At 64.3% G+C, this 23,374-nt stretch carries 25 protein-coding genes; 8 read left to right on the forward strand and 17 right to left on the reverse strand.

Annotation, left to right across the window (positions count from 1 at the left end; genetic code table 11):
• Nucleotides 1–81: 81 nt before the first annotated feature.
• On the reverse strand, nt 82–810 hold the full coding sequence (gene mtgA / locus ACX1DW_RS18715; protein WP_458992121.1) for a monofunctional biosynthetic peptidoglycan transglycosylase: 729 nt from the start codon (nt 808–810) through the stop codon (nt 82–84).
• A 68-nt stretch (nt 811–878) separates the two neighbouring features.
• Here mtgA and ACX1DW_RS18720 point away from each other — a divergent pair, with 68 nt between their 5' ends.
• The 5 genes from ACX1DW_RS18720 (at nt 879) to ACX1DW_RS18740 (ending at nt 4,752) form a co-directional block, all read left to right on the forward strand.
• Entirely contained in the window at nt 879–1,253 is a 375-nt protein-coding gene (locus ACX1DW_RS18720) for a DUF423 domain-containing protein (RefSeq protein ID WP_110778811.1), read from the forward strand.
• A gap of 87 nt (nt 1,254–1,340) precedes the next feature.
• Nucleotides 1,341–1,541, forward strand: coding sequence for a sulfur carrier protein ThiS (gene thiS / locus ACX1DW_RS18725; RefSeq protein WP_063540920.1), 201 nt, complete (start codon nt 1,341–1,343; stop codon nt 1,539–1,541).
• Between the two features lie 76 nt (nt 1,542–1,617).
• Complete coding sequence (locus ACX1DW_RS18730; protein ID WP_125867235.1) at nt 1,618–2,412, forward strand: thiazole synthase; 795 nt, start codon at nt 1,618–1,620, stop codon at nt 2,410–2,412.
• 64 nt (nt 2,413–2,476) lie between these two features.
• A complete protein-coding gene (gene trmB, locus ACX1DW_RS18735; protein ID WP_102838915.1) occupies nt 2,477–3,193 on the forward strand; it encodes a tRNA (guanosine(46)-N7)-methyltransferase TrmB in 717 nt (238 codons plus the stop codon).
• Between the two features lie 221 nt (nt 3,194–3,414).
• On the forward strand, nt 3,415–4,752 hold the full coding sequence (locus ACX1DW_RS18740; protein WP_200597321.1) for a DUF1329 domain-containing protein: 1,338 nt from the start codon (nt 3,415–3,417) through the stop codon (nt 4,750–4,752).
• Nucleotides 4,753–4,791: 39 nt separating this feature from the next.
• On the opposite strand, the gene arcC is transcribed toward ACX1DW_RS18740, so the two are convergent.
• The 4 genes from arcC to arcD all read right to left on the reverse strand — a co-directional run bounded on the left by arcC (nt 4,792) and on the right by arcD (nt 9,596).
• Nucleotides 4,792–5,721 carry a carbamate kinase gene (arcC, locus tag ACX1DW_RS18745; protein ID WP_458992122.1) on the reverse strand — a complete coding sequence of 310 codons (930 nt, stop codon included), beginning with the start codon at nt 5,719–5,721 and terminating at the stop codon, nt 4,792–4,794.
• A gap of 40 nt (nt 5,722–5,761) precedes the next feature.
• Nucleotides 5,762–6,772, reverse strand: a complete 1,011-nt coding sequence (locus ACX1DW_RS18750; RefSeq protein ID WP_102838912.1) for an ornithine carbamoyltransferase — start codon at nt 6,770–6,772, stop codon at nt 5,762–5,764.
• A 49-nt stretch (nt 6,773–6,821) separates the two neighbouring features.
• The gene (gene arcA, locus ACX1DW_RS18755) at nt 6,822–8,078 is read right to left on the reverse strand and encodes an arginine deiminase (RefSeq protein ID WP_125867232.1); all 1,257 of its coding nucleotides are present in this window, start codon (nt 8,076–8,078) and stop codon (nt 6,822–6,824) included.
• 90 nt (nt 8,079–8,168) lie between these two features.
• Nucleotides 8,169–9,596, reverse strand: a complete 1,428-nt coding sequence (arcD, locus tag ACX1DW_RS18760) for an arginine-ornithine antiporter (protein ID WP_458992123.1) — start codon at nt 9,594–9,596, stop codon at nt 8,169–8,171.
• A 207-nt stretch (nt 9,597–9,803) separates the two neighbouring features.
• On the opposite strand from arcD, the gene ACX1DW_RS18765 reads away from it, so the two are divergent.
• Nucleotides 9,804–10,148 (forward strand): DUF5064 family protein, encoded by a 345-nt coding sequence (locus tag ACX1DW_RS18765; protein ID WP_102838910.1) that lies wholly within the window; start codon nt 9,804–9,806, stop codon nt 10,146–10,148.
• A gap of 6 nt (nt 10,149–10,154) precedes the next feature.
• On the opposite strand, the gene ACX1DW_RS18770 is transcribed toward ACX1DW_RS18765, so the two are convergent.
• The 10 genes from ACX1DW_RS18770 to ACX1DW_RS18815 all read right to left on the reverse strand — a co-directional run bounded on the left by ACX1DW_RS18770 (nt 10,155) and on the right by ACX1DW_RS18815 (nt 18,941).
• The gene (locus tag ACX1DW_RS18770) at nt 10,155–10,478 is read right to left on the reverse strand and encodes a DUF3392 domain-containing protein (RefSeq protein ID WP_003303164.1); all 324 of its coding nucleotides are present in this window, start codon (nt 10,476–10,478) and stop codon (nt 10,155–10,157) included.
• A gap of 9 nt (nt 10,479–10,487) precedes the next feature.
• Nucleotides 10,488–11,666: a radical SAM family heme chaperone HemW gene (gene hemW / locus ACX1DW_RS18775; protein ID WP_458992124.1), complete on the reverse strand. Its 1,179-nt coding sequence runs from the start codon at nt 11,664–11,666 to the stop codon at nt 10,488–10,490.
• Nucleotides 11,663–12,256 carry an RdgB/HAM1 family non-canonical purine NTP pyrophosphatase gene (gene rdgB, locus ACX1DW_RS18780; protein ID WP_458992125.1) on the reverse strand — a complete coding sequence of 198 codons (594 nt, stop codon included), beginning with the start codon at nt 12,254–12,256 and terminating at the stop codon, nt 11,663–11,665. The genes hemW and rdgB overlap by 4 nt, the downstream gene beginning before the upstream one ends.
• Nucleotides 12,253–12,675, reverse strand: a complete 423-nt coding sequence (locus tag ACX1DW_RS18785) for a DUF4426 domain-containing protein (RefSeq protein WP_102838907.1) — start codon at nt 12,673–12,675, stop codon at nt 12,253–12,255. The genes rdgB and ACX1DW_RS18785 overlap by 4 nt, the downstream gene beginning before the upstream one ends.
• Nucleotides 12,676–12,700: 25 nt before the next feature.
• Nucleotides 12,701–13,300, reverse strand: a complete 600-nt coding sequence (gene metW / locus ACX1DW_RS18790; protein ID WP_102838906.1) for a methionine biosynthesis protein MetW — start codon at nt 13,298–13,300, stop codon at nt 12,701–12,703.
• Between the two features lie 9 nt (nt 13,301–13,309).
• Nucleotides 13,310–14,449: a homoserine O-succinyltransferase MetX gene (metX, locus tag ACX1DW_RS18795; protein WP_458992126.1), complete on the reverse strand. Its 1,140-nt coding sequence runs from the start codon at nt 14,447–14,449 to the stop codon at nt 13,310–13,312.
• 128 nt (nt 14,450–14,577) lie between these two features.
• Nucleotides 14,578–16,545 (reverse strand): dynamin-like GTPase family protein, encoded by a 1,968-nt coding sequence (locus tag ACX1DW_RS18800; RefSeq protein ID WP_133455380.1) that lies wholly within the window; start codon nt 16,543–16,545, stop codon nt 14,578–14,580.
• A 271-nt stretch (nt 16,546–16,816) separates the two neighbouring features.
• Complete coding sequence (locus ACX1DW_RS18805; protein WP_017245439.1) at nt 16,817–17,407, reverse strand: YggT family protein; 591 nt, start codon at nt 17,405–17,407, stop codon at nt 16,817–16,819.
• Nucleotides 17,408–17,416: 9 nt separating this feature from the next.
• A complete protein-coding gene (gene proC, locus ACX1DW_RS18810) occupies nt 17,417–18,241 on the reverse strand; it encodes a pyrroline-5-carboxylate reductase (protein WP_458992127.1) in 825 nt (274 codons plus the stop codon).
• 10 nt (nt 18,242–18,251) lie between these two features.
• Complete coding sequence (locus ACX1DW_RS18815) at nt 18,252–18,941, reverse strand: YggS family pyridoxal phosphate-dependent enzyme (RefSeq protein ID WP_458992128.1); 690 nt, start codon at nt 18,939–18,941, stop codon at nt 18,252–18,254.
• A gap of 66 nt (nt 18,942–19,007) precedes the next feature.
• Here ACX1DW_RS18815 and pilT point away from each other — a divergent pair, with 66 nt between their 5' ends.
• Both pilT and ACX1DW_RS18825 read left to right on the forward strand, forming a co-directional pair.
• Nucleotides 19,008–20,042, forward strand: coding sequence for a type IV pilus twitching motility protein PilT (pilT, locus tag ACX1DW_RS18820; RefSeq protein ID WP_017245436.1), 1,035 nt, complete (start codon nt 19,008–19,010; stop codon nt 20,040–20,042).
• Nucleotides 20,043–20,102: 60 nt separating this feature from the next.
• Complete coding sequence (locus tag ACX1DW_RS18825) at nt 20,103–21,248, forward strand: PilT/PilU family type 4a pilus ATPase (protein ID WP_026006585.1); 1,146 nt, start codon at nt 20,103–20,105, stop codon at nt 21,246–21,248.
• Between the two features lie 6 nt (nt 21,249–21,254).
• On the opposite strand, the gene ACX1DW_RS18830 is transcribed toward ACX1DW_RS18825, so the two are convergent.
• Both ACX1DW_RS18830 and ACX1DW_RS18835 read right to left on the reverse strand, forming a co-directional pair.
• On the reverse strand, nt 21,255–22,079 hold the full coding sequence (locus tag ACX1DW_RS18830; protein WP_133455383.1) for a TIGR03915 family putative DNA repair protein: 825 nt from the start codon (nt 22,077–22,079) through the stop codon (nt 21,255–21,257).
• Nucleotides 22,079–23,293: a putative DNA modification/repair radical SAM protein gene (locus tag ACX1DW_RS18835; protein ID WP_200597338.1), complete on the reverse strand. Its 1,215-nt coding sequence runs from the start codon at nt 23,291–23,293 to the stop codon at nt 22,079–22,081. The genes ACX1DW_RS18830 and ACX1DW_RS18835 overlap by 1 nt, the downstream gene beginning before the upstream one ends.
• Between the last annotated feature and the right edge of the window lie 81 nt (nt 23,294–23,374).

The following is a 23,374-nucleotide window of genomic DNA, read 5'->3' on the forward strand; positions in this document are numbered from 1 at the left end:
ATCGCACTGGGCGAGCGGGAGATACGTCATAAAGCACCGGTGGTGCTGCTTCCTGCTGCGCCGGTTGTCTTGCATGCTGGCCTAAAGCCAGCTTGGCCACCAGTCCCGGCGGTCGGGTTTGATGCGCTGCAGGTAGTGGCTGCCGCCGAGCTGGCGCATCTGCTGCCGGATCCAGGCGGCCCGATTGTTCACATGGCCGCTGGGTTTGCCAGCGCTCCATTGTCGCGGGTTCGGCAACACGGCGGCCAGCAGGCTGGCCTGACGGCTCGACAGATAGGGCGCGCCAATGCCGAAGTGATGACGCGCGGCCGCCTCGGCACCGAAGATTCCGTCGGCCCATTCCACGCTGTTGAGGTACACCTCGAGAATGCGCTGCTTGGGCCACAGCAGCTCGATCAGCGCAGTGAACCAGGCCTCCAGTCCCTTGCGCGGCCAGCTGCGGCCGGACCATAGGAAAAGGTTCTTCGCCACCTGCTGACTCAATGTGCTGGCACCGCGCAGTGAGCCACCGCGTTCATTGTGGCTGAGGGCGGCGCGAATTGCAGCGATGTCGAAGCCCCAGTGGTCGGCGAACTTCTGGTCCTCGGCGGCGATCACTGCCACCTTCAGGTCGTCTGGCAGCTCTTTCCAGGGCCGCCACTTGCGGGTCAGGTCGATAGCTTCGCCTGTGTGCCAGGACTCGATCTTGCGCTCGATCATCAAAGCGGTGAACGGCGGGGGCACCCAGCGAAACAGCAGCACCAGCAGCACCGAGAGGCCGATCAGCCAGAGCAGCAGTTTGGACAGGCGCAGCAGGAGGTTCCGCAACATGGCACTTGGTCGTGGGCGAAAAGAGCGGGCATTATAGCGGCCGCTAAGGCTATCGACCGGAAATGGCAATGATTCGTGCTTATATCGTCCTTGCCGCGTTGTTCGGCTTTACCGGCGTTGCGCTGGGTGCCTTCGCTTCCCATGCCCTCAAAAGCCAGTTGAGCGCTGCCTATCTCGCGGTGTTTCAGACGGGCGTGCAGTACCAGATGCTCCATGCACTGGCGCTGCTGGGCGTCGCGCTGCTTTCACTGCATCGGCCCGGCCGCCTGCTGACTGTGGCAGGCGCCTTGTTCGTCGTCGGTATCCTGCTGTTCTCCGGCAGCCTCTACCTGCTCACCCTGAGCGGCGTCGGCAGGCTCGGCATGATCACGCCGATCGGGGGCATGTCATTCCTGGCCGGCTGGTTGTGCCTGGGACTGGCTGGTTGGCGCCTGCGCGGCTGAGCGGGACGAACGGCCGCGGCCTTCGCCTTGGTGCACCGGGTGGTTCGGGCTAGAATGCCGTCCCCTTTGCGCAATGCGGCGAACAGCATGCAGATTCAGTTGAACGGCGAACCCTACGAGCTGCCAGCCGGCGAGACGGTGGCTGACCTGCTGGCGCGTCTGGAACTGACCGGCCGCCGTCTGGCCGTCGAGCTCAACCGCGATATCGTGCCGCGCAGCGCGCACGCCAGCACCGCGCTCAGCGAAGGCGACCAGGTCGAAGTGGTGCACGCCATCGGTGGCGGCTAGCCGCCGCCCGCTCATTCGAATGACGCCGCCTCTGCGGCGCCCAGCCCGCAGCAACACGTCCGAACGAGGATTTCTCATGCCCCCAGTTCCGAACGACAAGCCTTTCACCCTGGCCGGTCGCACCTATCAATCGCGCCTGCTGGTCGGCACCGGCAAGTACAAGGATCTCGAGGAAACGCGCACGGCCATCGAGGCCTCGGGTGCCGAGATCGTCACCGTCGCGGTGCGCCGCACCAACATCGGCCAGAATCCGGGCGAGCCGAACCTGCTCGACGTGATCAGCCCCGAGCGCTACACCATCCTGCCGAACACCGCCGGCTGTTTTACCGCCGAGGACGCGGTACGTACCTGCCGCCTGGCACGTGAACTGCTCGATGGCCACAAGCTGGTCAAGCTGGAAGTACTGGCCGATCAGAAGACCCTGTTCCCCAACGTGATCGAGACCCTAAAAGCCGCCGAAGTGCTGATCAAGGACGGCTTCGACGTCATGGTTTACACCAGTGACGACCCGATCATTGCTCGCCAGCTGGCCGAAATGGGCTGCATCGCGGTGATGCCGCTGGCCGGCCTGATCGGCACCGGCCTGGGCATCTGCAACCCGTACAACCTGCGCATCATCCTCGAGGAAGCGACCGTGCCCGTGCTGGTCGACGCCGGTGTCGGCACCGCTTCGGATGCCACCATCGCCATGGAGTTGGGCTGCGAAGCGGTGCTGATGAACAGCGCCATCGCCCATGCGCAGAATCCGGTGCTGATGGCCGAGGCGATGAAGTACGCCATCGAGGCCGGGCGCCTGGCGTACCTGGCCGGGCGCATGCCGAAGAAGCTCTACGCCAGCGCCTCGTCGCCGCTGGATGGGCTGATTCGCTGAAACGATTCGTGGCCGGCCTCGACCGTGGTCGGGGCCGGCCTTTTTTATGTCTTGCAGGTAGACCATGACTGAGCAGAACCCCGCGGCCGAAGAGCAACAGAGCGCGCCTCGCCGCACCATCAAGAGTTTCGTCATGCGCGCCGGGCGCATGACCGAAGGCCAGCAGCGCGGCCTGGAGCAGGGCTGGCCACTGTTCGGTCTTGAGCTGGCGGATGGTCTGCGCGACTTCGACGCCGTCTTTGGCCGCAGTGCGCCGCGCACCTTCGAGATCGGCTTCGGCATGGGTCATTCGACCCTGGAGATGGCTGCTGCGGCGCCGGAGCAGGACTTCATCGGCGTCGAAGTGCATAAACCGGGCGTCGGCGCGCTGCTGAGCGGACTTGTGTCACAGAAATTGAGCAACGTCCGGGTCTACAGTTGCGACGCTCTGGAGGTGCTGCGCGATTGCGTACCCGACGCCAGCCTCGACCGCGTGCTGCTGTTCTTTCCAGACCCCTGGCACAAGAGCCGTCATCACAAGCGTCGCATCGTTCAGCCGGCCTTCGCCGAGCTGGTACGCAGCAAGCTGAAGATCGGCGGCGTGCTGCACATGGCCACCGACTGGGAGCCCTATGCCGAACACATGCTCGAGGTGATGAGCGTCGCCCCGGGCTACCGCAATCTGGCCGAGGATGGCCGCTATGTACCGCGACCCGCTGAGCGTCCGGTGACCAAGTTCGAACGCCGCGGTGAGCGGCTCGGGCATGGCGTCTGGGACTTGAAATTCCAGCGCGTCGACTGAGTGACAGCGTAATAACGGCAGCCTGTGCTGCTGCCGCCGTACCGCCCGCGGGCGGTGCCAGGCCAGCCACGCTGGCCGCATCCAATCGAAGAGCCGCAACAGCGGCCAGGGACGAATGCCGGCCAGGAAGGCATGCCTGCCCACACCGATAACAATGCAACGCCGATGATCGGGCATGCCTGGCAGCGCCCTGACATCGTGCGCAATTGGGGGAGTAGACGATGTACGCGAAGATTGGAGCCTTGATGCTGGCCACCTGTGCCGCACTGCCGGTACAGGCCAAGGTCGACAGTACGCAGGCCGCCCGGCTCGGGCAGGACCTGACGCCGCTGGGTGCCGAACGGTCGGCGAATGCGGCCGGCACCATTCCCGCCTGGACTGGAGGCGTCGCGCCGCCAGCCGGCTACGAACGTGGCATGCACCACCCGGATCCCTTTGCCGCCGACGCGATGCTCTATCGGGTCGATGGCACTAACCTGGCCGAGCACAGCGAACAGCTATCCGCGGGCATGAAGGCGTTGCTCGAGCGCAATCCTGACTATTACCTGCGCGTGTTCCCGACCCGCCGCAGCGCGGCGGTACCGCAGCGCATCTACGACGCCACTCGCTTCAACGCCGTCAGCGCCGAACTGATCGCCAACGGCAACGGCATCCAGGGCGCGGCGGCCGGGATTCCCTTCCCGATTCCGCAAAGCGGTATCGAGGTCATCTGGAACCACATCCTGCATTACAAGGGTGACCAGAGCCACATGATCAACAACCAGGCAGTGGTGATCGGCGGCCGGGCCAACTACATCAAGCGCGATCGCCACGTGTACTACGTCTATAACCGCGAAGGCATGACCTACGCGGATCTGGACAATACCGTGCTGTACTACAAGTACCGCGTCACCGCGCCGGCCAAGCTTTCCGGCACGGCGCTGGTGGTGCAGGACCCGATTGATCAGGTGCTCACCACCCGCAAGGCCTGGCGCTACAGTGCGGACGACCGCCGTGTGCGTCGTCTGCCCTCGCTGGCCTACGATTCGTTGCAACCGGACACCAGCGGCCTGGCCACGGCTGATGTGGTCGATTCGTTCAATGGCGCACCGGATCGTTACGAGTGGGAGCTGCTCGGCAAGCGCGAAATGCTGGTGCCCTACAACAGCTACGCCCTGCATCAGAAGGGCATTGCCTACGACACCATCGTCCAGCCGCGCACGCTCAATCCCGACCTGCTGCGCTACGAGCTGCACCGCGTGTGGGTGGTCGACGCCACGCTGCGCAAGGGCTTCAGCCATCTCTACGACAAGCGCCGCTTCTACATCGACGAGGACAGCTGGGCGATTCTGGCCGTCGATCTGTATGACGAGAACGGGCAGCTGATCGGCCTGCAGGAAAGCCATCCGATCAGCTACTACGAGGTGCCGATGTTCAACAGCACGCTGGAGACGCTCTACCACCTCAAGGACGGCAACTACTTCGTCGATGGCCTGGATAACAACGAGCCGATGTACGACTTCGACGTGAAACTCGGCCCGCGTGACTTCTCGCCGCAGGCGCTGCGTCGCGGCAATTGAGGTTCACCTGCTAAACGAAGGGCGCCGCTGGCGCCCTTTTTATGCGTGGTGCAGGCCAGTTGCCGCCAGGCTGACGTGTGTGCCGGCTTCGCCGCGGACGATGGCCTCGATCTGTTCGAGCGAGCCGATCACCGCGACCTTGCCGGTATGACGGGCGAACTGACAGGCTGCCTCGACCTTTGGGCCCATGGACCCCGCGGCGAAGCCAAGGCGTTCCAGTTGCTCGGGATGGGCTTCGACGATCCGCCGCTGCTGCGCGGTGCCCCAATCCAGGTAGGCGCCGTCTACATCGGTCGCGATCACCAGCAGATCGGCGCCGAGCTGCTCGGCCAGCAGCGCCGAACACAGGTCCTTGTCGATCACCGCCTCAACCCCTTGTAGCCGCCCCTGCTGGTCGTAGACGGTCGGAATGCCACCGCCGCCGGCGCAGATCACCACGCAGCCCTTCTCCAGGAGCCAGCTGATCGGCCTGATCTCGAAGATCCGCTTCGGCCGCGGGCTGGGCACCACGCGGCGGAAATGGTCGCCGTCGGGCGCAATGCTCCAGCCCCGTTGTTCGGCCAGACGCTGTGCCTCTTCGCGGCCGTAGACCGGGCCGATCGGTTTGCTCGGCGCCTGGAAGGCCGGATCCTGCGGATCCACTTCGACCTGGGTCAGCAGCGTCGCGAAGGGCACCTCGAATGGCAGCACATTGCCCAGCTCCTGCTCGATGATGTAGCCGATCATGCCCTCGGTTTCGGCCCCCAAGACGTCCAACGGATAGCTGGGTACCTCCTTGTAGGCGGCCCCCTGCAGGGCCAGCAGCCCGACCTGCGGGCCGTTGCCGTGCGCCACCACCAGTTCGTTGCCCGGTGCGACCCGCGCGATCTGTGCGCAGGCGCGGCGGATGTTCTCTCGCTGATTCTCGGCGCTCAGCGGCTCCCCTCGGCGAAGCAGGGCATTGCCGCCCAGCGCGATGACGATGCGCATGTCGGTTCCTCCAGCGCGCCCGTCACGGGCGCCGGTCACGTCAGATGTCGGCGAGGGTGGAGACCAGGATCGCCTTGATGGTGTGCATGCGGTTCTCCGCCTGCTCGAAGGCAATGCAGGCCGGGGATTCGAACACCTCCTCGGTGACCTCGATACCGTTGGCCAGGTGCGGATAGCGCGTGGCGATCTCCCTGCCGACCTTGGTCTCGCTGTTGTGGAACGCCGGCAGGCAGTGCATGAACTTCACCCGCGGATTGTTGCTCGCCTGCATCAGCGCCGCGTTCACCTGGTAGGGCAGCAGCTGCTGGATGCGCTCGGCCCAGGCGTCCATCGGCTCGCCCATCGAGACCCAGACGTCGGTGTGGATGAAGTCGACGCCCTGCACCGCCGCCTGCGTATCCTCGGTGAGCAGCAGGCGCGCACCGCTCTGCGCGGCGAATTCCTCGCAGGCCTTGACGTGCTGCTCGCTGGGCCAAAGGGCGCGCGGTGCGGCGATGCGGACGTCCATGCCCAGCTTGGCGCCGATCAGCAGCAGCGAGTTGCCCATGTTGTTGCGCGCATCGCCCACGTAGGCGTAGCTGATCTGGTGCAGTGGCTTGTCGCTGTGCTCGCGCATGGTCATGACGTCAGCGATCATCTGGGTCGGGTGGTACTCGTCGGTCAGGCCGTTGTAGACCGGCACGCCGGCGTACTGCGCCAGCTCCTCGACGATCTCCTGCCTGAACCCGCGGTACTCGATGGCGTCGTACAGCCGCCCGAGCACCCGAGCGGTGTCCTTCATGCTTTCCTTGTGGCCGATCTGCGAAGAGTTGGGGTCGATGTAGGTGACGTTGGCGCCCTGGTCGTAGGCGGCCACCTCGAAGGCGCAGCGGGTTCGCGTGGAGGTCTTCTCGAAGATCAGTGCGATGTTCTTGCCCTTGAGGTGCTGGCGTTCGGTGCCGCTGTACTTGGCGCGCTTGAGGTCGCGAGAGAGGTCGAGCAGATACTGCAGCTCGCGCTCGCTGTGGTGCATCAGGCTGAGCAGGCTGCGGTTGTGGATGTTGAAGGCCATGGCGCGTCCTCCGCAATGTGGGGTTGCCGGGCAAACCCCGGCGCGGTGATCAGTAGTCGAGCGCGTCGCGCACGATCGGGCAGGTCATGCAGTGACCGCCGCCGCGGCCACGACCCAGTTCGCTGGAGCTGATGGTGATGACTTCGACGCCAGCCTTGCGTAGCAGCGTGTTGGTGAAGGTGTTGCGGTCGTAGCCGATGACCACGCCGGGTTCGAGGGCGACCACGTTGTTACCATCGTCCCACTGCTCGCGTTCCACCTCGTAGCTGTCGCCACCGGTTTCCACCACACGCAGAGCCGGCAGGCCGAGAGCTTCGGCTACCACCTGGAGGAAGCTGGCCTTTTCCCGGCGCAGATCGATGCCGCCGGGCTTGCTCTCGTCAGGGCGCAGACTGAAGGCGACGATGCTTTGCACCACTTCCGGGAAAACGGTCACCAGATCGCGATCGCAGAAGCTGAACACCGTATCCAGGTGCATTGCCGAGCGGGAACGCGGCAGGCCGGCGACGATCACGCGCTCGGCCGCGCCGTGGCGGAACAGCGACTGCGCCAACTGGCCGATGGCCTGCCGCGAGCTGCGTTCGCCCATGCCGACCAGCACCACGCCTTTGCCGATCGGCATGACGTCGCCACCTTCGAGCGTGGCCAGACCGTGGTCGAGCTCGGGATCGCCATACCAGACCTTGAAGTCCTGGCCGGTGAACTGCGGATGGAAGCGGTAGATCGCGGCGGTGAGCAGGGTTTCCTGGCGGCGCGCGGTCCAGTGCATCGGGTTGAGCGACACGCCGCCGTAGATCCAGCAGCTGGTGTCGCGGGTGAACAGGGTGTTGGGCAGCGGCGGCAGGATGAAGCTCGAGTGGCCCAGGTAGTCGCGGAACAGGCTGACGATCTCGCCGCTCTGGGTGCCGGGGATGTCACTGCCCGACACACCGCCGATCAGGTACTCGGCAAGCTGCCGGGGTTGCTGTTCTTCGAGCCAGCTGCGCACCTCGTCTTGCAGGCCGATGCCGACCTGGTTGGCGGTGATCTTGCGGTCGAGAATCCACTTCAAGGCCTCTGGATTGCTCACCGTCTCGGTCAGCAGGTTGTGCATTTCCAGCACCTCGACGCCGCGCTCGCGCATCTTGGTGACGAAATCGAAATGGTCGCGCTTGGCCTGGTTGACCCAGAGCACGTCGTCGAACAGCAGCTCGTCGCAGTTGCTCGGCGTCAGGCGCTGGTGGGCCAGCCCGGGCGCGCAGACCATCACCTTGCGCAGCTTGCCAGCTTCGGAGTGAACACCCAGTTTCGCCGGTTGCTGAGTCATGGCATTGCCTCCGTCAATCGTTGCACCTGTGGGTGCAGAGTGGCTCGCCGCCGCTTGTGGCCTTGGCGAGAGGGCGCGTTGCTGCGCCGGTCAGAGGGACAGGAAACCGTCGTACAGACCATAGGCCGCGATCACCGCACCGACGAGCACGGCAGCGAAGATCAGCTTCTCGATGCCGCTGAATACCGGCTGTCCCAGTTCGCGCTTGGCCTTGGCGAAGAATAGTGCCCCCGGCGCATAGAGCAGCGCCGACAGCAGCAGGTACTGCATGCCACCGGCGTAGACCAGCCACACGGCATACAGCGTAGCGACGGCGGCGATCAGCGTGTCCTTGCGCCGTTCACCCGCGGCGTTCGCGTATCCCTCGCCGCGAACCCCGAGCAGCAATGCATAGGCCGCCGACCAGAAGTACGGCACCAAGATCATCGAGGTGGCGAGATAGAGCAGGCTGAGGTAGGTGGAGGCATTGAACAGGGTGATGATCAGGAACAGCTGGATCAGCCCGTTGGACAGCCACAGCGCGTTGACCGGAACGTGGCGGGCGTTTTCCTTGCGCAGGAAGCTCGGCATGGTGTGGTCACGGGCGGCGGCGAAGAGAATCTCGGCACACAGAAGGGTCCAGGACAACAGGGCACCGGCCAGCGAAACCACCAGGCCGACGCTGATCAGCACCGCGCCCCAGCGACCGACCACCTGCTCCAGCACGCCTGCCATGGAAGGGTTCTTCAGGCCCGCCAGCTCGGCCTGGCTCATGATGCCCATGGAGAGCACGTTAACCAGGACCAGCAGCGCGAGCACGCTGTAGAAACCGATGACCGTGGCGCGCCCGACATCGCTGCGGCGTTCGGCGCGGGCCGAGAACACGTTGGCGCCCTCGATGCCGATGAACACCCACACCGTCACCAGCATCATGTTGCGCACCTGCTGCATGACGCTGCCCAGCTCGAGGTTGCCGCGGCCCCAGAAGTCGGCGGTGAACACGTCCAGGCGGAAGGCCAGCGCGGTGATCACGATGAACAGGATCAACGGCACGATCTTGGCGATGGTGGTGACCAGATTGACGAACGCCGCCTCGCGGATACCGCGCAGGACGAGGAAATGCACGCCCCACAGCACCAGCGAGGCGCCGATCACCGCCGGCAGGGTGTTGCCCTCGCCGAACATCGGTACGAAGTAGCCGAGGGTGCTGAACAGCAACACGAAGTAGCTGACGTTGCCGATCCAGGCGCTGATCCAATAGCCCCAGGCGGACGAGAAGCCCATGTAGTCGCCGAAACCGGCCTTGGCATAGGCGTACACGCCGGCGTCGAGTTCCGGCTTGCGGTTGGCCAGGCTCTGGAAGACGAACGCCAGGGTCAGCATGCCCACCGCGGCGATCGCCCAGCCGATCAGGATGGCGCCGGCGCTGGCACTGGCCGCCATGTTCTGCGGCAGGGAGAAGATTCCGCCGCCAATCATCGAACCCATCACCAGCGCCACCAGTGCGCTGAGCTTCAGTTGCTTTGAGGTCGTGGCCATAACCCTGTCTCCTGCGAAGACCGTGCGAAGCGGGACCATTGAATGCCTGCCCGTGCGATGCGGTGATGACAGGCGTCAAGAAAGTATGGATGTAGCGGTGCAAGGATGCTCTGGGCCGGTTGCGCTGCGACGAATGCGGCCAGCCTCGGTGTCAGTTATCGAGCGCTCAGGCGCGACGAGGGGGAAACGGTGTTCAGACCCGGACATGTGGAAATCAGCCGGCTGCCGACCGATGTGCGGCCCGGCTATCGCCTGACTCTTGACTATCACGTCGAAGGCGCCGAGCCGAGACCGGAGTGGGCCTGCTTTCATCTCTGCGTCGAAGCCGGTCAGCTGCATATCGACGAGCGCTTCCGGATGCATCGGGATGTCGCCTGCAACTTCCTGCAACGGGTAAGGCAGTGCCTGCGCGCGCATGGCGTACAGGTCAGGCAGGATATCCTGTTCGGCTTTCATGGCCTGTATGACCCGCTGTATGCGGATCTGCGCGAGCAGCTGCATCTGCAGCCCGGCGAGGCGGTCGATCTCGACCGCTTCCTGCGCGAGGGCTGAGCGGCGTTAATTGCGGTCGGCGATCACACCGATGAGGAAGAAGATCAGCAGCAGTACCGGCGCCAGGCTGTAGTTGTTCAGGTGCGCCAGGCCCTGGGTCATCCACGGCGTGAGAAAGACGATGGCCAGGCCATAGCCGACCGCGCAGACAAGCACGAAGATCAGCGTGCGGAAAAAGAAATTCAGGCTGCTGACCGCGCCCTTTACCCAGGTATTGATTGCCGGCCCGAACAGCACGAAGAGGGTCGCCATCAGTGCCAGGGAAATATCGGACAGGTGGCTGCGGCTCCAGCGCGACAGCGTGACGATCAGGTCGAGTAGCAAATCCATGCAGGGTCCTTAAGGCAGGAAGCTTTGTAGCAGGTCGTTGAGAAACAGCTGGCCCTTCGGCGTTGCCACCAGGCGCGCTGGATCAGCCGAGAGCAGGCCGCGCGCTTCGGCGTCGCACCGTGGCTTGGCGATCGCATCCAGCGCCAGTCCGGTGCGCTGAGTGAACAGCATGGCCGGCACGCCGTCGGTGAGGCGCAGCACATTCATCAGGAATTCGAAGGGCAGCTCGTCCGCTGTCAGCTGTTTTTCGCCTGCGCAGAAGGCCTTGCCCGGATCCAGATAGTCCTTCGGCAGGCGGGTCTTCCAGCTGCGCAGGATGCGGCCGTCGGCATGGCTGAGCTTGGCATGGGCGCCGGCACCGATGCCGAGGAAGTCGCCGAAGGTCCAGTAGTTCAGGTTGTGCCGCGCCTGTCGGCCCGGCTGGGCATAGGCGGAGGTCTCGTACTGGCGATAGCCGTGCTCGCCGAGCAGCGTCTGGCCGGCTTCCTGGATGTCCCAGAGGATGTCGTCTTCGGGCAGCTGCGGTGGCTGGGTCCAGAATACCGTGTTCGGTTCCAGGGTCAGCTGGTACCAGGACAGGTGCGTCGGTTGCTGGGCGATGGCGATGCGCAGGTCGCTCAACGCATCTTCCAGGCTCTGGTCCGGCAGACCGTGCATGAGGTCCAGGTTGAAGTTTTCGAAGCCTGCGGCGCGGGCCATGTCGGCGGCGCGAATCGCTTCGTCGCCATCGTGGATGCGCCCCAGCGCCTTGAGCTTGTCGGCCTGGAAACTCTGCACGCCGATGGACAGCCGGTTGATGCCGAGCTGGCGGTAGTCGCGGAATTTGGCCTGCTCGAACGTCCCCGGGTTGGCCTCCAGGGTGATCTCGATGTCCTCGGCAAAGCCGACCAGCCGCTCCAGCCCGTCGACGATCTCCGCCAGTGCCTTGGCGGAAAACAGGCTTGGCGTACCGCCGCCGAAGAAGATCGAACTTAGCCGGCGTCCCTGGACGTGCTCGAGATCCGCGCGAAGATCGGCCAGCAGCGCGGCCACATAGGCCTCTTCTGGCAGCTCAGGGCCGGCCGTGTGGGAGTTGAAGTCACAGTACGGGCACTTGCGCACGCACCAGGGGATATGGACGTACGCCGCCAGCGGCGGCAGTTCGAAGCGGCCCTGGCCGGTTGCCGGCGCGGGGCTTGCGGCGATCATATCCCCAGCCGCTGCTTGAGCAGGGCCATGGCGCGTGCGCGGTGGCTGAGCTGGTTCTTCTGCTCGGCGGGTAACTCGGCGCTGGAGCAGTCGCACTCCGGCACCCAGAACAGCGGGTCGTAGCCGAAGCCGTGCTCGCCACGCGGCGCATGCAGGATGCGGCCGTGCCAGAGGCCTTCGCAGATGATCGGCAGCGGATCGTCGGCATGCCGCACCAGCGCCAGGGCGCAGACGAACTGCGCGCCGCGCTCGGCATCCGGCACGTCGCGCAGCACCTGCAGCAGCTTGGCATTGTTGGCAGCATCGCCCTGGCCATCGGCGTAGCGCGCCGAGTAGATGCCCGGTGCGCCGCCCAGGGCGTCGGCCGCCAGGCCGGAGTCATCGGCGAGCGCCGGCAGGCCGGAGATCCGTGCCGCATTGCGCGCCTTGAGAATGGCATTCTCGATGAACGACAGGCCGGTCTCTTCCGGCTCCACACTGCTGAACTCGGCCACCGAGCGTACGCGCACGGTGTCGCCGAGCATGGCCTGGAGTTCCTTGAGTTTGCCGGCATTGTGGCTGGCCAGCACCAGTTCGGAAAAAGGCATCATCGGTCGGGGAAGAATTCCTGGGTGAACTCGAAGCTGAACGGCTCGGCGCCGGTCGGCTGTACGGTGAGGGCGAAACGCAGGGTTTCCTGCGAGTCGAAGGGGAACTGCGCGAGGTAATAGATCGCCTCGTCGCCTTCCTTGAGTTGCTTGAAGCCCAGCGCGCGATCCTGTCCGAGCAGGTTCTTCACTACACCGCTGACCTGCGCCGCGACCGGCTTGCCGCCCTTGATCACCGAGACGTTGACCACGCCCTGGGTCTTGCTGCGCGTGAGTCCGGCGGCGGCGGCAATGTCCGGCTGCAGGAAGCCCGAATTGAAGGCGCTGTAGTGGATGTCGTACTCGCCGACGCTGTGCTTGCGCTCGGCCAGCGCCGGCAATGTGAGGAGTGCGGCCAACAGGCCGATCAGGACGCGTTTCATATGCTTACCTCCAGCGTTGAACCGCTCAGCGGGACGGCCCGGTGACGCGGTAGATGCCGATTTCACCCAGCAGATTCGGCCATAGTCGACTGGCCCAGCCATGCCTGTGATCGCGGTCGACGGCCAGGCGTTCGAGTACCCTGGCACCGCTTTCCAGACACAGCCGTTCGAAATCCTCGAACGTGCAGAAGTGAATGTTCGGCGTGTTGTACCAAGTGTAGGGGAGGAACTCCGACACCGGCATGCGGCCTTTGCTCGCAAGGTACCAGCGGCAACGCCAATGGCCGAAGTTGGGGAAGGTGATGATGCACTGGCGGCCGACGCGCAGCATTTCCTTCAACAGCTGGTCGGGGTAATGCACGGCCTGCAGCGCCTGGGTCATCACCACCATGTCAAAGCTGTCGCTGGCGAAGTTGCCCAGGCCCAGGTCGAGGTTCTGCTCGATGACGTTGACGCCCTTGTCGATGCAGGCGGCGATGTTGTCCGGGTCGATCTCCAGGCCATAGCCGCTGACCTGCTTGTGGTCACGCAGCCAGGCCAGCAGCTCGCCGTTGCCGCAGCCGAGGTCGAGAACTCGGCTGCCGGCCGGAATCCAGTCTTGGATGATGTCCAGATCGGCGCGCATCTTCGTTCCTTATACGGCTATGCGGTTCATATAACCGCGGAAGGCTTGCAGGTAGCGGGGGTTGGGGATCAGGAAGGCGTCGTGGCCCTGCGGCGCATCGATCTCCAGGTAGCAGACGTCCTTGCGCGCGGCGAGCAGCGCGTCGACGATTTCCCGCGAGCGTTCCGGCGAGAAGCGCCAGTCGGTGGTGAAGGACATCACGCAGAAGCGTGCTTGGGCGACTTCGAAGGTCTTGGCTAGGTCGTCATTGTGGGCTGCCGCCGGGTCGAAGTAGTCCAGCGCCTTAGTCATCAGCAGGTAGGTGTTGGCGTCGAAACGCCCGGAAAACTCCTCGCCCTGGTAGCGCAGGTAGCTTTCGACCTGGAATTCCACACTGTTGAAGTCGTAGTTCAGTTTCTCGCTCTTCAGTCCGCGGCCGAACTTGGTGCCCATGGCGTCATCGGACAGGTAGGTGATGTGGCCGACCATGCGCGCCAGCATCAGCCCGCGCTTGGGGATCACGCCCATTTCCTGGAAGTGCCCGCCGTGGAACTCGGGGTCGGAGAGGATCGCCTGGCGCGCCACTTCGTTGAAGGCGATGTTCTGCGCCGACAGCTTGGGCGCCGAGGCGATGGCCAGGCAGTGGCGTACCCGCTCTGGATAGCTGATGGTCCACTGCAGGGCCTGCATGCCGCCCAGGCTGCCGCCGACCACCGCGGCCCACTGGGCGATGCCGAGACGGTCGGCCAGACGCGCCTGGCTGTGCACCCAGTCTTCCACCGTGACCACCGGAAAGTCGGCGCCGTAGGGCTTGCCACTGGCCGGATTGGTGCTGCTGGGGCCGGTCGAACCGTTACAGCCGCCCAGATTGTTCAGGCTGACGACAAAGAAGCGGTCGGTATCGATGGCCTTGCCCGGACCGATGCACGAGTCCCACCAGCCGGGCTTGCGGTCGTCCGCGCTGTGGTAGCCGGCAGCATGGTGATGGCCGGACAGTGCGTGGCAGATGAGCACGGCATTGCTGCGCGCGGCATTCAGCTCGCCATAGGTTTCATAGATCAGCTGGTAATCAGCCAGCGTGCGGCCGCAGGCGAGTGTCAGTGGTTCGGCAAAATGCGCGACCTGCGGACTCACCAGGCCAACGGAATCGGCGGGAATTGCAGTGGGCATCGACCCTGGCTCTTGCTTGAAGAAGGCGGCAAAGTCTAAAGGTATGCGCGTTGCAATTCATCCTGAAATGCAACGGCGAGCGGGGCTCTCGCCATTTCCTCGCTGGCTGCGACGAAATGGCGGGAGCTTTAGCTGATCTGCGCGTTGGTCAGGCTGACGACCTTGCCCTGCCGCCGTAGCGGCGCCGGTCGGCGCAACGCACGGAGCATTTCCGTGGCCTGCGCCAGTTGTTGCTCCAGTTCGCCGCTGTAGCGCGTCAGCAGCTGGCCGCGCTGGCTGTTCTGCTGGCTTTCGCTGGCCAGCGACTTGAGCTTCAGAATGTGGGTTTCCAGCTGTTGCTTGTGTTCGAGCGAGTACTGCAGCAGTGGCATCAGGGCCTCGCCAGCCCACTGTTCGGCCTCCTGGCGCAAACGCTGGTGCAGACCGATGACTTCCTGGACCAGGGTGGCGAAAAAGCGCCGGGTCAGGGTGCGCTGCTCGGTGAGCAGGGTCTTGAGTTGCAGGCGGAACTGATCGGCCTTGGTTTGCAGGGTACGCAGCTCGCGCTGGTAAGGCTGCAACTGGAACAGAGGCGGGTCGATGCCGTGCAACGGATTTTCTTCGTTGTGCCGACGATAGATGGCCGAGACCATCTTGTTGGCACGTTCGGCCTCCTGCTCGAGGATTCCCAGGTCCTGCTCCACGGAGCGGAAGAAGTGCAGGATCGCCAGGTTGATGCCCAGCGTGGTCAGGCTGCCGGTCAGGCTGCGGCGCAGGCGGGTCAGATGCTCTTCGAGGCGCTCGGCACGTATCGCCGTACGCAACAGGTCCCCCTGACGTTGCAGCAGGCGCTGGTTGGTCTTCAGATCGAGCAGGCGCTTGTGGTGACGATTATGGTCGTGGCGGGTGCGCGCGGTGAGCTCGAGCAGCATCTGCCCGCTGCCCATCTGATGGCTGGCGAGCAGGTCGCGCTGCTCGATGACCTTTTCCAGGCGCAGGCGGAGCGTGTGCTGGCTGTTCTGCAGCAAGGCCAGCACCTGATGCACGACCTGTTCCTCGAGCAGCTGTTCCTTGTGCGTCAGAATTCGCTGGCTGAGCAGGCGTTCCAGCTGCTCCAGCTGGCTGCGCTCGAGCAGCGCCTGGTCGCCGCGGATCTTGGCCATCAGCGCCTGCTTGGCCGACAGCGGCATCACGTCAGCCGGGTCGATGCCCAGCTGCTGCGCGGTGCTCTGGCGGATCTGCTCGATGGCGTTCTGCACGAAGTCTTCGCCGGCGACGTCGTCCCAGAGCACGTCGATCTTGTTCAGCACGGCGAAAAGACTGTTCTGCGTGTCTTCGTCGAGCTGACGGATGTGCTGCTGCCAGATCTGCATGTCGCTGGCGGTGACACCGGCGTCAGCCGACAGCAGGAATATGATCGCCTGGGCATTGGGCAGCATCGACAGGGTGAGTTCCGGCTCGCTGCCCAGCGCATTGAGTCCGGGGGTATCGAGAATGCGCAGGCCCTGACGCAGCAGCGGGTGATCGAAGTTGACCATTGCATGTCGCCAGGCCGGCACCCGTACATGATCGCTGCCGTCTGCGCTTTCCAGGGTGGCGGGGTCGAAGCCGAGCTGGATCGCCTGCTCCGCCGGCATGGCCTTGGTCAGTGCGACCTGGGCAAAGGCTTCGGCCATGTTGTCCGGGTCCTGCGGGTCGAGGGGCAGGTGCAGCCACAATCGCGGGGTCCGCTTGAGTTGGGCGATGCTGGTGTCTTCCAGGCGCGACTCGATGGGCAGGAGGCGGATATAGGAGCGCTCCGAACGTGGGTCGAAGAACAGCTCGGTGGGGCACATGGTGGTGCGTCCGGCGCGCGAAGGCAGGATGCGTTGGCCGTAGTTGGAAAAGAATAGGCTGTTGATCAGCTCGGTCTTGCCGCGCGAGTACTCGCCGACGAAAGCCAGTGTGATGTGGTCGGTACGCAGGACCCGCAAGGCGCGTTCCAGGCGGGCATCGACCGCTTCGCTGTTGAGCCGGTTGTGTGCCAGCCAGCTGCGGTAGCGGGTGATTTCGCGAATCAGGTCGCGCTTCCAGGCGACGTAGGCATCCACTTGTCGATCGAGTCGTTCCATGCTCATCCAGCTCCTGGACGTATGTCCGGCGATTATCGGGCCCGCCGGCATGACGTCAATTCAGTCGGAGCCTGCTACGCCGGACGGGCGAGCAGGGCGCACGAACGGTCATCGCAGGGCTCGAAGGCGTGTCGATGTACTCGTTCACATCCCCGCATTCAGCAGGCGAGGCAGGATGGAAACAACCGAGCGAATGGAGTCTACGTGCAGCCAGGCGGCAAGCCGAGGCGCATTTCCGCCCCCGCTGCCGCTTTGACAGCAAATCTTGAACGGCGTCTCAGATGAGCATGCGCAGGATGTTCGGCATGTGGGTCATCGTCGCCAGGTTGTTCACCACCAGCATGTCCAGCAGCTTGATCGCCAGGAAGGCGAAGATCGGCGAAATATCCAGACCGCCGAGGTTCGGCAGCAGGCGGCGGAATGGCATCAGCACCGGTTCGCAGATCTGGCTGACCAGCTGAGCGCCGGGGTTGTGGCTGCCCGGTGCGACCCAGGAGAGGATCACGCTGATGATCAGCGCCCAGAAGAAAATATTGAGGAACAGCCCGGTGATGCCCACCAGCGCCCAGACCAGGAGCAGCAGCGGATTGCCGGTGGTGCCGTAGGCGATCAGCAGGATCAGCGCCATCAGCACCATTTGCACGATGATCGCGAGGACCAGCGAGGACAGGTCCAGCGAGCCCATGCTAGGAATGATTCGGCGCATCGGGCGCAGTAGCGGATGGGTGGCCTTGACGATGAACTGGCTGAGCGGGTTGTAGAAGTCGGCGCGTACCAGCTGAAGGATGAAGCGCAGCAGCACGATCAGCAGATAGAGGCTGCCCAGGGTCTGGATGACGAGGATCAGGGCTTGCGAGAGTTGGGACATGAATGCTCCTTATTGACCCAGTTGTTCGGCCAGCTCGGCCGAGCGCTGTGCGGCCGCGTTCAACGCCTGCTGCACCAATTGCTCGAAGCCGCCCGCCTGGAAGGCTTTGATCGCCGCTTCGGTGGTTCCGTTCGGCGAGGTGACGCGACGCCGCAGTTCGGCGGCATCGACATCGCTCTCGCAAGCCATGCGCGCAGCGCCCAGCGCGGTCTGCAGGGTCAATTGCGCGGCGGTTTCGCGAGGCAGGCCGAGCTGCTGGCCGGCCGCCGTCATCGCCTCGATCAGCAGGAAGAAATAGGCCGGACCACTGCCGGAAACGGCGGTCACCGCATCGATCAGGTGCTCCTCGTCGAGCCACAGCGCCATGCCGACGGCTGACAGCAGCTGTTCGGCCTGCAGCTTCTGCTCGGCACTGACCTGGGCGTTCGCGAACAGCCCGCTGACGCCCTGGCGCAACAGCGCGGGGGTGTTGGGCATGCAGCGCACGACCGCCTGCGGCCGCGGGCCGAGCCAGCGCTGCAGGCTGTCGCAGCTGATGCCGGCGGCGATGGACACAATCAGCGGCCCATGTTCGAGGTGGGCAGCCAGGTCGCGGCAGACGGCCTGCATCACCTGCGGCTTGACCGATAGCACCACCACATCAGCGTCAGCCAGTGCTTCGGCATTCTGCGCGAAGGTCTGGATGCCGTGTTCGGCGCTGATCTTCGCGCGCTGTTCGGCGCCGGGTTCGCTGGCGCGGATGGCGTCGGCGGGGAAGCCCTGGGCGCGCAGGCCGCCGATCAGGCTGGCGGCCATGTTGCCGGCGCCGATGAAGGCGATGCGGGGAGAGGTCATAGCGATTCCTTTATTGAGGGCGACCGTAGTCACGGGCGCCGAAGAGAGCAGTGCCGATGCGAACCCAGGTCGCACCTTCGGCAATGGCAGCTTCCAGATCCTGACTCATGCCCATGGACAGCGTATCCAGATCAAGTGCCAGCTCGTCGCGAAGCTGCCTCAGACGGGCGAAGGCGGCGCGCTGCTCGGCAGGGTCCTCAGTGGGTGCCGGGATGCACATCAGGCCGCGCAGACGCAGCTGAGGCATTGCAGCGACGGCCTCGGCCAGCGGCCTTAGCTCCTGCGGAGTACAACCCGATTTGCTGGCCTCGCCACTGACATTGACCTGCAGGCAGACGTTCAGCGGCGGCAGCGTGGCGGGGCGCTGGTCGGACAAGCGCTGGGCGATCTTCAAGCGGTCCACCGAATGCACCCAGTCGAAGTGCTCTGCGATGGCTTTGGTCTTGTTCGACTGGATGGGGCCGATGAAATGCCAGATCAATGGCAGGTCGTCCAGTTCGACCTGTTTATCCAGCGCTTCCTGTAGATAGTTTTCGCCGAAATCGCGCAGACCGGCAGCGAACGCCTCGCGAATGGCGGCGGCTGGCTGGGTCTTGCTCACGGCCAGCAGGCCGACCGTGGCAGCGTCGCGATGCACAGCTTGCGCCGCCTCACGGATGCGCGCTGCGACCTTTGCAATATTCTTCTCTATCGTGGACATTACTTGCGCCCGCTGCCTTGGGGTCTGCGCGGCATTCTACCTGCTTGCTTGTAATTGGGGAGTCCCATGGATATCACAGAACTGCTGGCCTTCAGCGCCAAGCAGGGTGCGTCGGATTTGCACCTTTCCGCCGGCCTGCCGCCGATGATCCGCGTCGATGGCGACGTGCGGCGCATCAACCTGCCGGCCATGGACCACAAGCAGGTGCATGCGCTGATCTACGACATCATGAACGACAAGCAGCGCAAGGATTACGAGGAATTCCTCGAAACCGACTTCTCGTTCGAGGTGCCGGGCGTGGCGCGTTTCCGCGTCAACGCGTTCAACCAGAACCGCGGATCGGGCGCGGTGTTCCGGACCATTCCTTCCAAGGTGCTGACCATGGAAGACCTCAACATGGGCGAGGTCTTCCGCAAGATCACCGACGTGCCGCGCGGATTGGTGCTGGTCACCGGGCCGACCGGTTCGGGTAAGTCGACTACCCTGGCGGCGATGCTCGACTATCTAAACAACACCAAATACCACCATATCCTTACCATCGAAGACCCCATCGAATTCGTTCACGAATCGAAGAAATGTCTGGTCAACCAGCGCGAGGTACACCGCGATACCCTCGGCTTCTCCGAAGCCCTGCGCTCGGCCCTGCGTGAGGACCCGGACATCATCCTGGTGGGCGAGATGCGCGACCTGGAAACCATCCGCCTGGCGCTGACGGCCGCGGAAACCGGTCACCTGGTGTTCGGCACCCTGCACACCACCTCGGCCGCCAAGACCATCGACCGTGTGGTCGACGTGTTTCCGGCCGAAGAGAAGTCCATGGTCCGCTCGATGCTCTCCGAATCCCTGCAGGCTGTGATCTCGCAGACGCTGCTGAAGAAGGTTGGTGGCGGTCGCGTGGCGGCCCACGAGATCATGATCGGTACGCCGGCGATCCGTAACCTGATCCGCGAGGACAAGGTGGCGCAGATGTACTCGGCGATCCAGACCGGCGGTTCGCTGGGCATGCAGACCCTGGACATGTGCCTCAAGGGGCTGCTGGCCAAGGGCCTGATCAGCCGCGACAGCGCGCGCGAGAAGGCCAAGCAGCCAGAGAATTTCTAGAACGCCTGACAACCCCGGACGCCGCTCGGTGCGGCGCTTGCCACGATTGCGAGTATGACGATGGAATTCGAGAAACTTCTGCGCCTGATGGTGGAAAAGGGCGGCTCCGATCTGTTCATCACGGCGGGCGTGCCGCCGTCGATGAAGGTCAACGGCAAGATCATGCCGGTGAGCAAGACCGCCATGTCACCGGAGATGACCCGGGAAACCGTGCACGGCGTGATGAACGAGCAGCAGCGTCGCGAGTTCACCGAAAATCACGAATGCAACTTCGCCATCAGTGCCCGTGGGATCGGTCGCTTCCGTGTCAGTGCGTTCTATCAGCGCAACCTGGCCGGCATGGTGCTGCGTCGCATCGAGACCAACATTCCGACAATCGAAGAGCTGAAGCTGCCTGACGTTCTCAAGAAGCTGTCGATGACCAAGCGTGGTCTGGTGCTGTTCGTCGGCGCCACCGGCACTGGCAAGTCGACCTCGCTGGCCTCGATGATCGGCTACCGCAACAAGAACTCCAGCGGCCACATCATCTCCATCGAAGACCCGATCGAATTCATCCACCAGCATCAGAACTGCATCGTTACCCAGCGCGAAGTCGGCATCGATACCAGCTCTTTCGAGGTGGCACTGAAGAACACGCTGCGCCAGGCGCCGGACGTGATTCTCATCGGCGAGATTCGTACCCGCGAGACAATGGACTATGCCGTAGCGTTCGCCGAAACCGGACACCTGTGCCTGGCCACGCTGCACGCCAACAACGCCAACCAGGCGCTGGACCGCATCATCAACTTCTTCCCACCGGATCGGCACAACCAGGTCTGGATGGATCTGTCGCTCAACCTCAAGGCCATCGTCGCCCAGCAGCTGGTGCCGACCCCGGACGGCAAGGGTCGTCGTGCGGTGATCGAGGTGCTGATCAATACGCCGCTGGCGGCCGACCTGATCCGCAAGGGCGAGGTGCACGAGCTGAAATCGCTGATGAAGCGCTCCACCGAGCTGGGCATGCAGACCTTCGACCAAGCGCTGTACAACCTCTATGTGCAGGGCGAGATCACCTACGAAGATGCGCTGTTGCACGCCGACTCGGCCAACGACCTGCGGCTGTTGATCAAGCTGGGTTCGGAAACCGACGGCGAGCACCTGACCACCGTTTCGCAGGGGTTGAGTCTGGAGGTCAGCGACGACGATCCGGGTCGGCGCTTCCGTTAATCGACCTTAGCCCGGTCGCCGGCCGATGCGCTTGCCATGCCGGCCAGCCACGCGCTCGGCCTGGCCGTCACGCTGCGCACCGGCGCGTGCGCGGCTCATCAACTCGGGAATCAGCATGCCTTCGGGCAGGTTCTTCCAGAACCGCACCGGCAGGTTGCTTTCCATCACGCTGCGGTTCAGTCGGGCCGGGTTGAAGGTGCTTTCGTAATACGTCTTCCAGAGGTCGCCGCCGGGATCGGCAGCGTTCTGCGCCAGCTGCTGCCACTGTAGTGGACAGGGTCGGGTGTAGTACAGCTCCTGGCCATCCCAGCAAACACCTTCTTCCGGCGTCGCGATCATCCAGCTGTTCTCACCCATGCGCTCGGCGAAATGCCCTGCCGCCCATGGCAGCACGTCGTGCGCCGGCTCGAACCAAGCCACATGCCGAGGCCCATCGCCGCTCTCCAGCGGGCTGAAGCGCAGGAAGGCATGTAGATGGTGCGCCTCCCGCCGAACCGCCTTGATCCGGCTATGCAGCTCGCTGCCATCGGCATCGCCTGCCATTCTGGCGCTGGCGTCACCTTGGGCAACCCGCCAGAGCACGCGATACAGCAGGCTCCAACGCTGATCGGTGCGAAAGCGGGCGGCCATCTCCAGCTCTTCGAGCAGCTGGCGGGGGATCCGAATGCGCGGCCCGTCCGTGGCCGCTGACGCGGACATTGGCTCATCGAACAAGCCGGCGTCACCGCCGCTTGCCCAGTTCAATTCATGCGGCGCGATCCGCTCCTGCAGCAGCGCCCGCGCTGCGTCTCGCCAGCCCTGGAAGCTGCCGTCGAAGTGCACCGTGCGCATCACCAGAGCGCCATCTGCGTCGGCGTGCCATCGCGCAGGTGCTGCCGTAATGCCGCCGATTCCTGCCCGGCGAGGCTGGGTCGATAGTCCTGGGTGACGATGAACGGCTTGGCCTTCTCCAGCGAGCAGCGCAGGCGGGTCAGGTCCTCGAAACGGATGCGCTTGTGTCGCCGCAGGTCCACCAGGCGCTTGGCACTGAGCACACCGATGCCGGGAACGCGGGCGATCATGGTCGGTTCGGCACGGTTGAGATCGATCGGGAAATGTTCCCGGTTAGCCAACGCCCAGGCCAGCTTCGGGTCCACATCGAGGGCCAGGTTGCCGGGCCCGCTGAGCAATTCGCCGGCCGAGAAGCCGTAGCCGCGCATGAGAAAGTCCGCCTGGTACAGCCGATGCTCGCGCAACAGGGGCGGCGCGGCGAACGGTACGGTCTTCGGACTGTGCGGGATGGGGCTGAACGCCGAGTAATAGACGCGCCGCAAGCGGTAGTCGCCATAGAGGGACTGCGCGGTATGCAGAATGGTGCGGTCGTCGGTGTCATCGGCGCCGACGATCATCTGCGTGCTCTGCCCGGCAGGCGCGAAGCGCGGCGCGCGCTTCTCCGTACTCGCCTCGGCCTCGCCCTGGTGAATGGTGTGCATGGCCTGCTTGATCGTCAGCACCTGCTTCTCCGGCGCCAGGCGGATCAGACTGGTCTCGGTCGGCAGTTCGATGTTAACGCTGAGCCGATCAGCGTAGCGGCCGGCCTCGGCGACCAGCAATGGGTCGGCATCGGGAATCGTCTTCAGGTGAATGTAGCCGCGAAACTCGTGCTCGTCGCGCAGCAGTCTGGCGACGCGCACCAGCTGCTCCATGGTGTAGTCGGCCGAGCGGATGATGCCTGAGCTGAGGAACAGGCCGCTGATGCAGTTGCGTCGGTAGAAATCCAGCGTCAGCTCGACCACCTCCTCCGGCGTGAAGCGCGCGCGCGGCACGTCGCTGGAGCGTCGATTGACGCAATATTGGCAGTCGTACAGGCAGAAGTTGGTCAACAGAATCTTCAACAGCGACACGCACCGACCGTCGGGGGTGAAGCTGTGGCAGATGCCCATGCCGTTGGTGGCGCCAAGCCCGCGCTTACCTTTGGAGGAGCGCTTCGGCGCGCCGCTGCTGGCGCACGAGACGTCGTACTTGGCGGCGTCGGCGAGTACGCTGAGTTTGTCGATCAGCTGCATGATCCGGCTCGTGATACTGTTTGCATATACAGTATCACGACGAATCGAACCGGCAAGAGCCATCTGGCGGGGCTCTTCGAT

This window comes from Stutzerimonas sp. KH-1 (genome assembly GCF_054483855.1).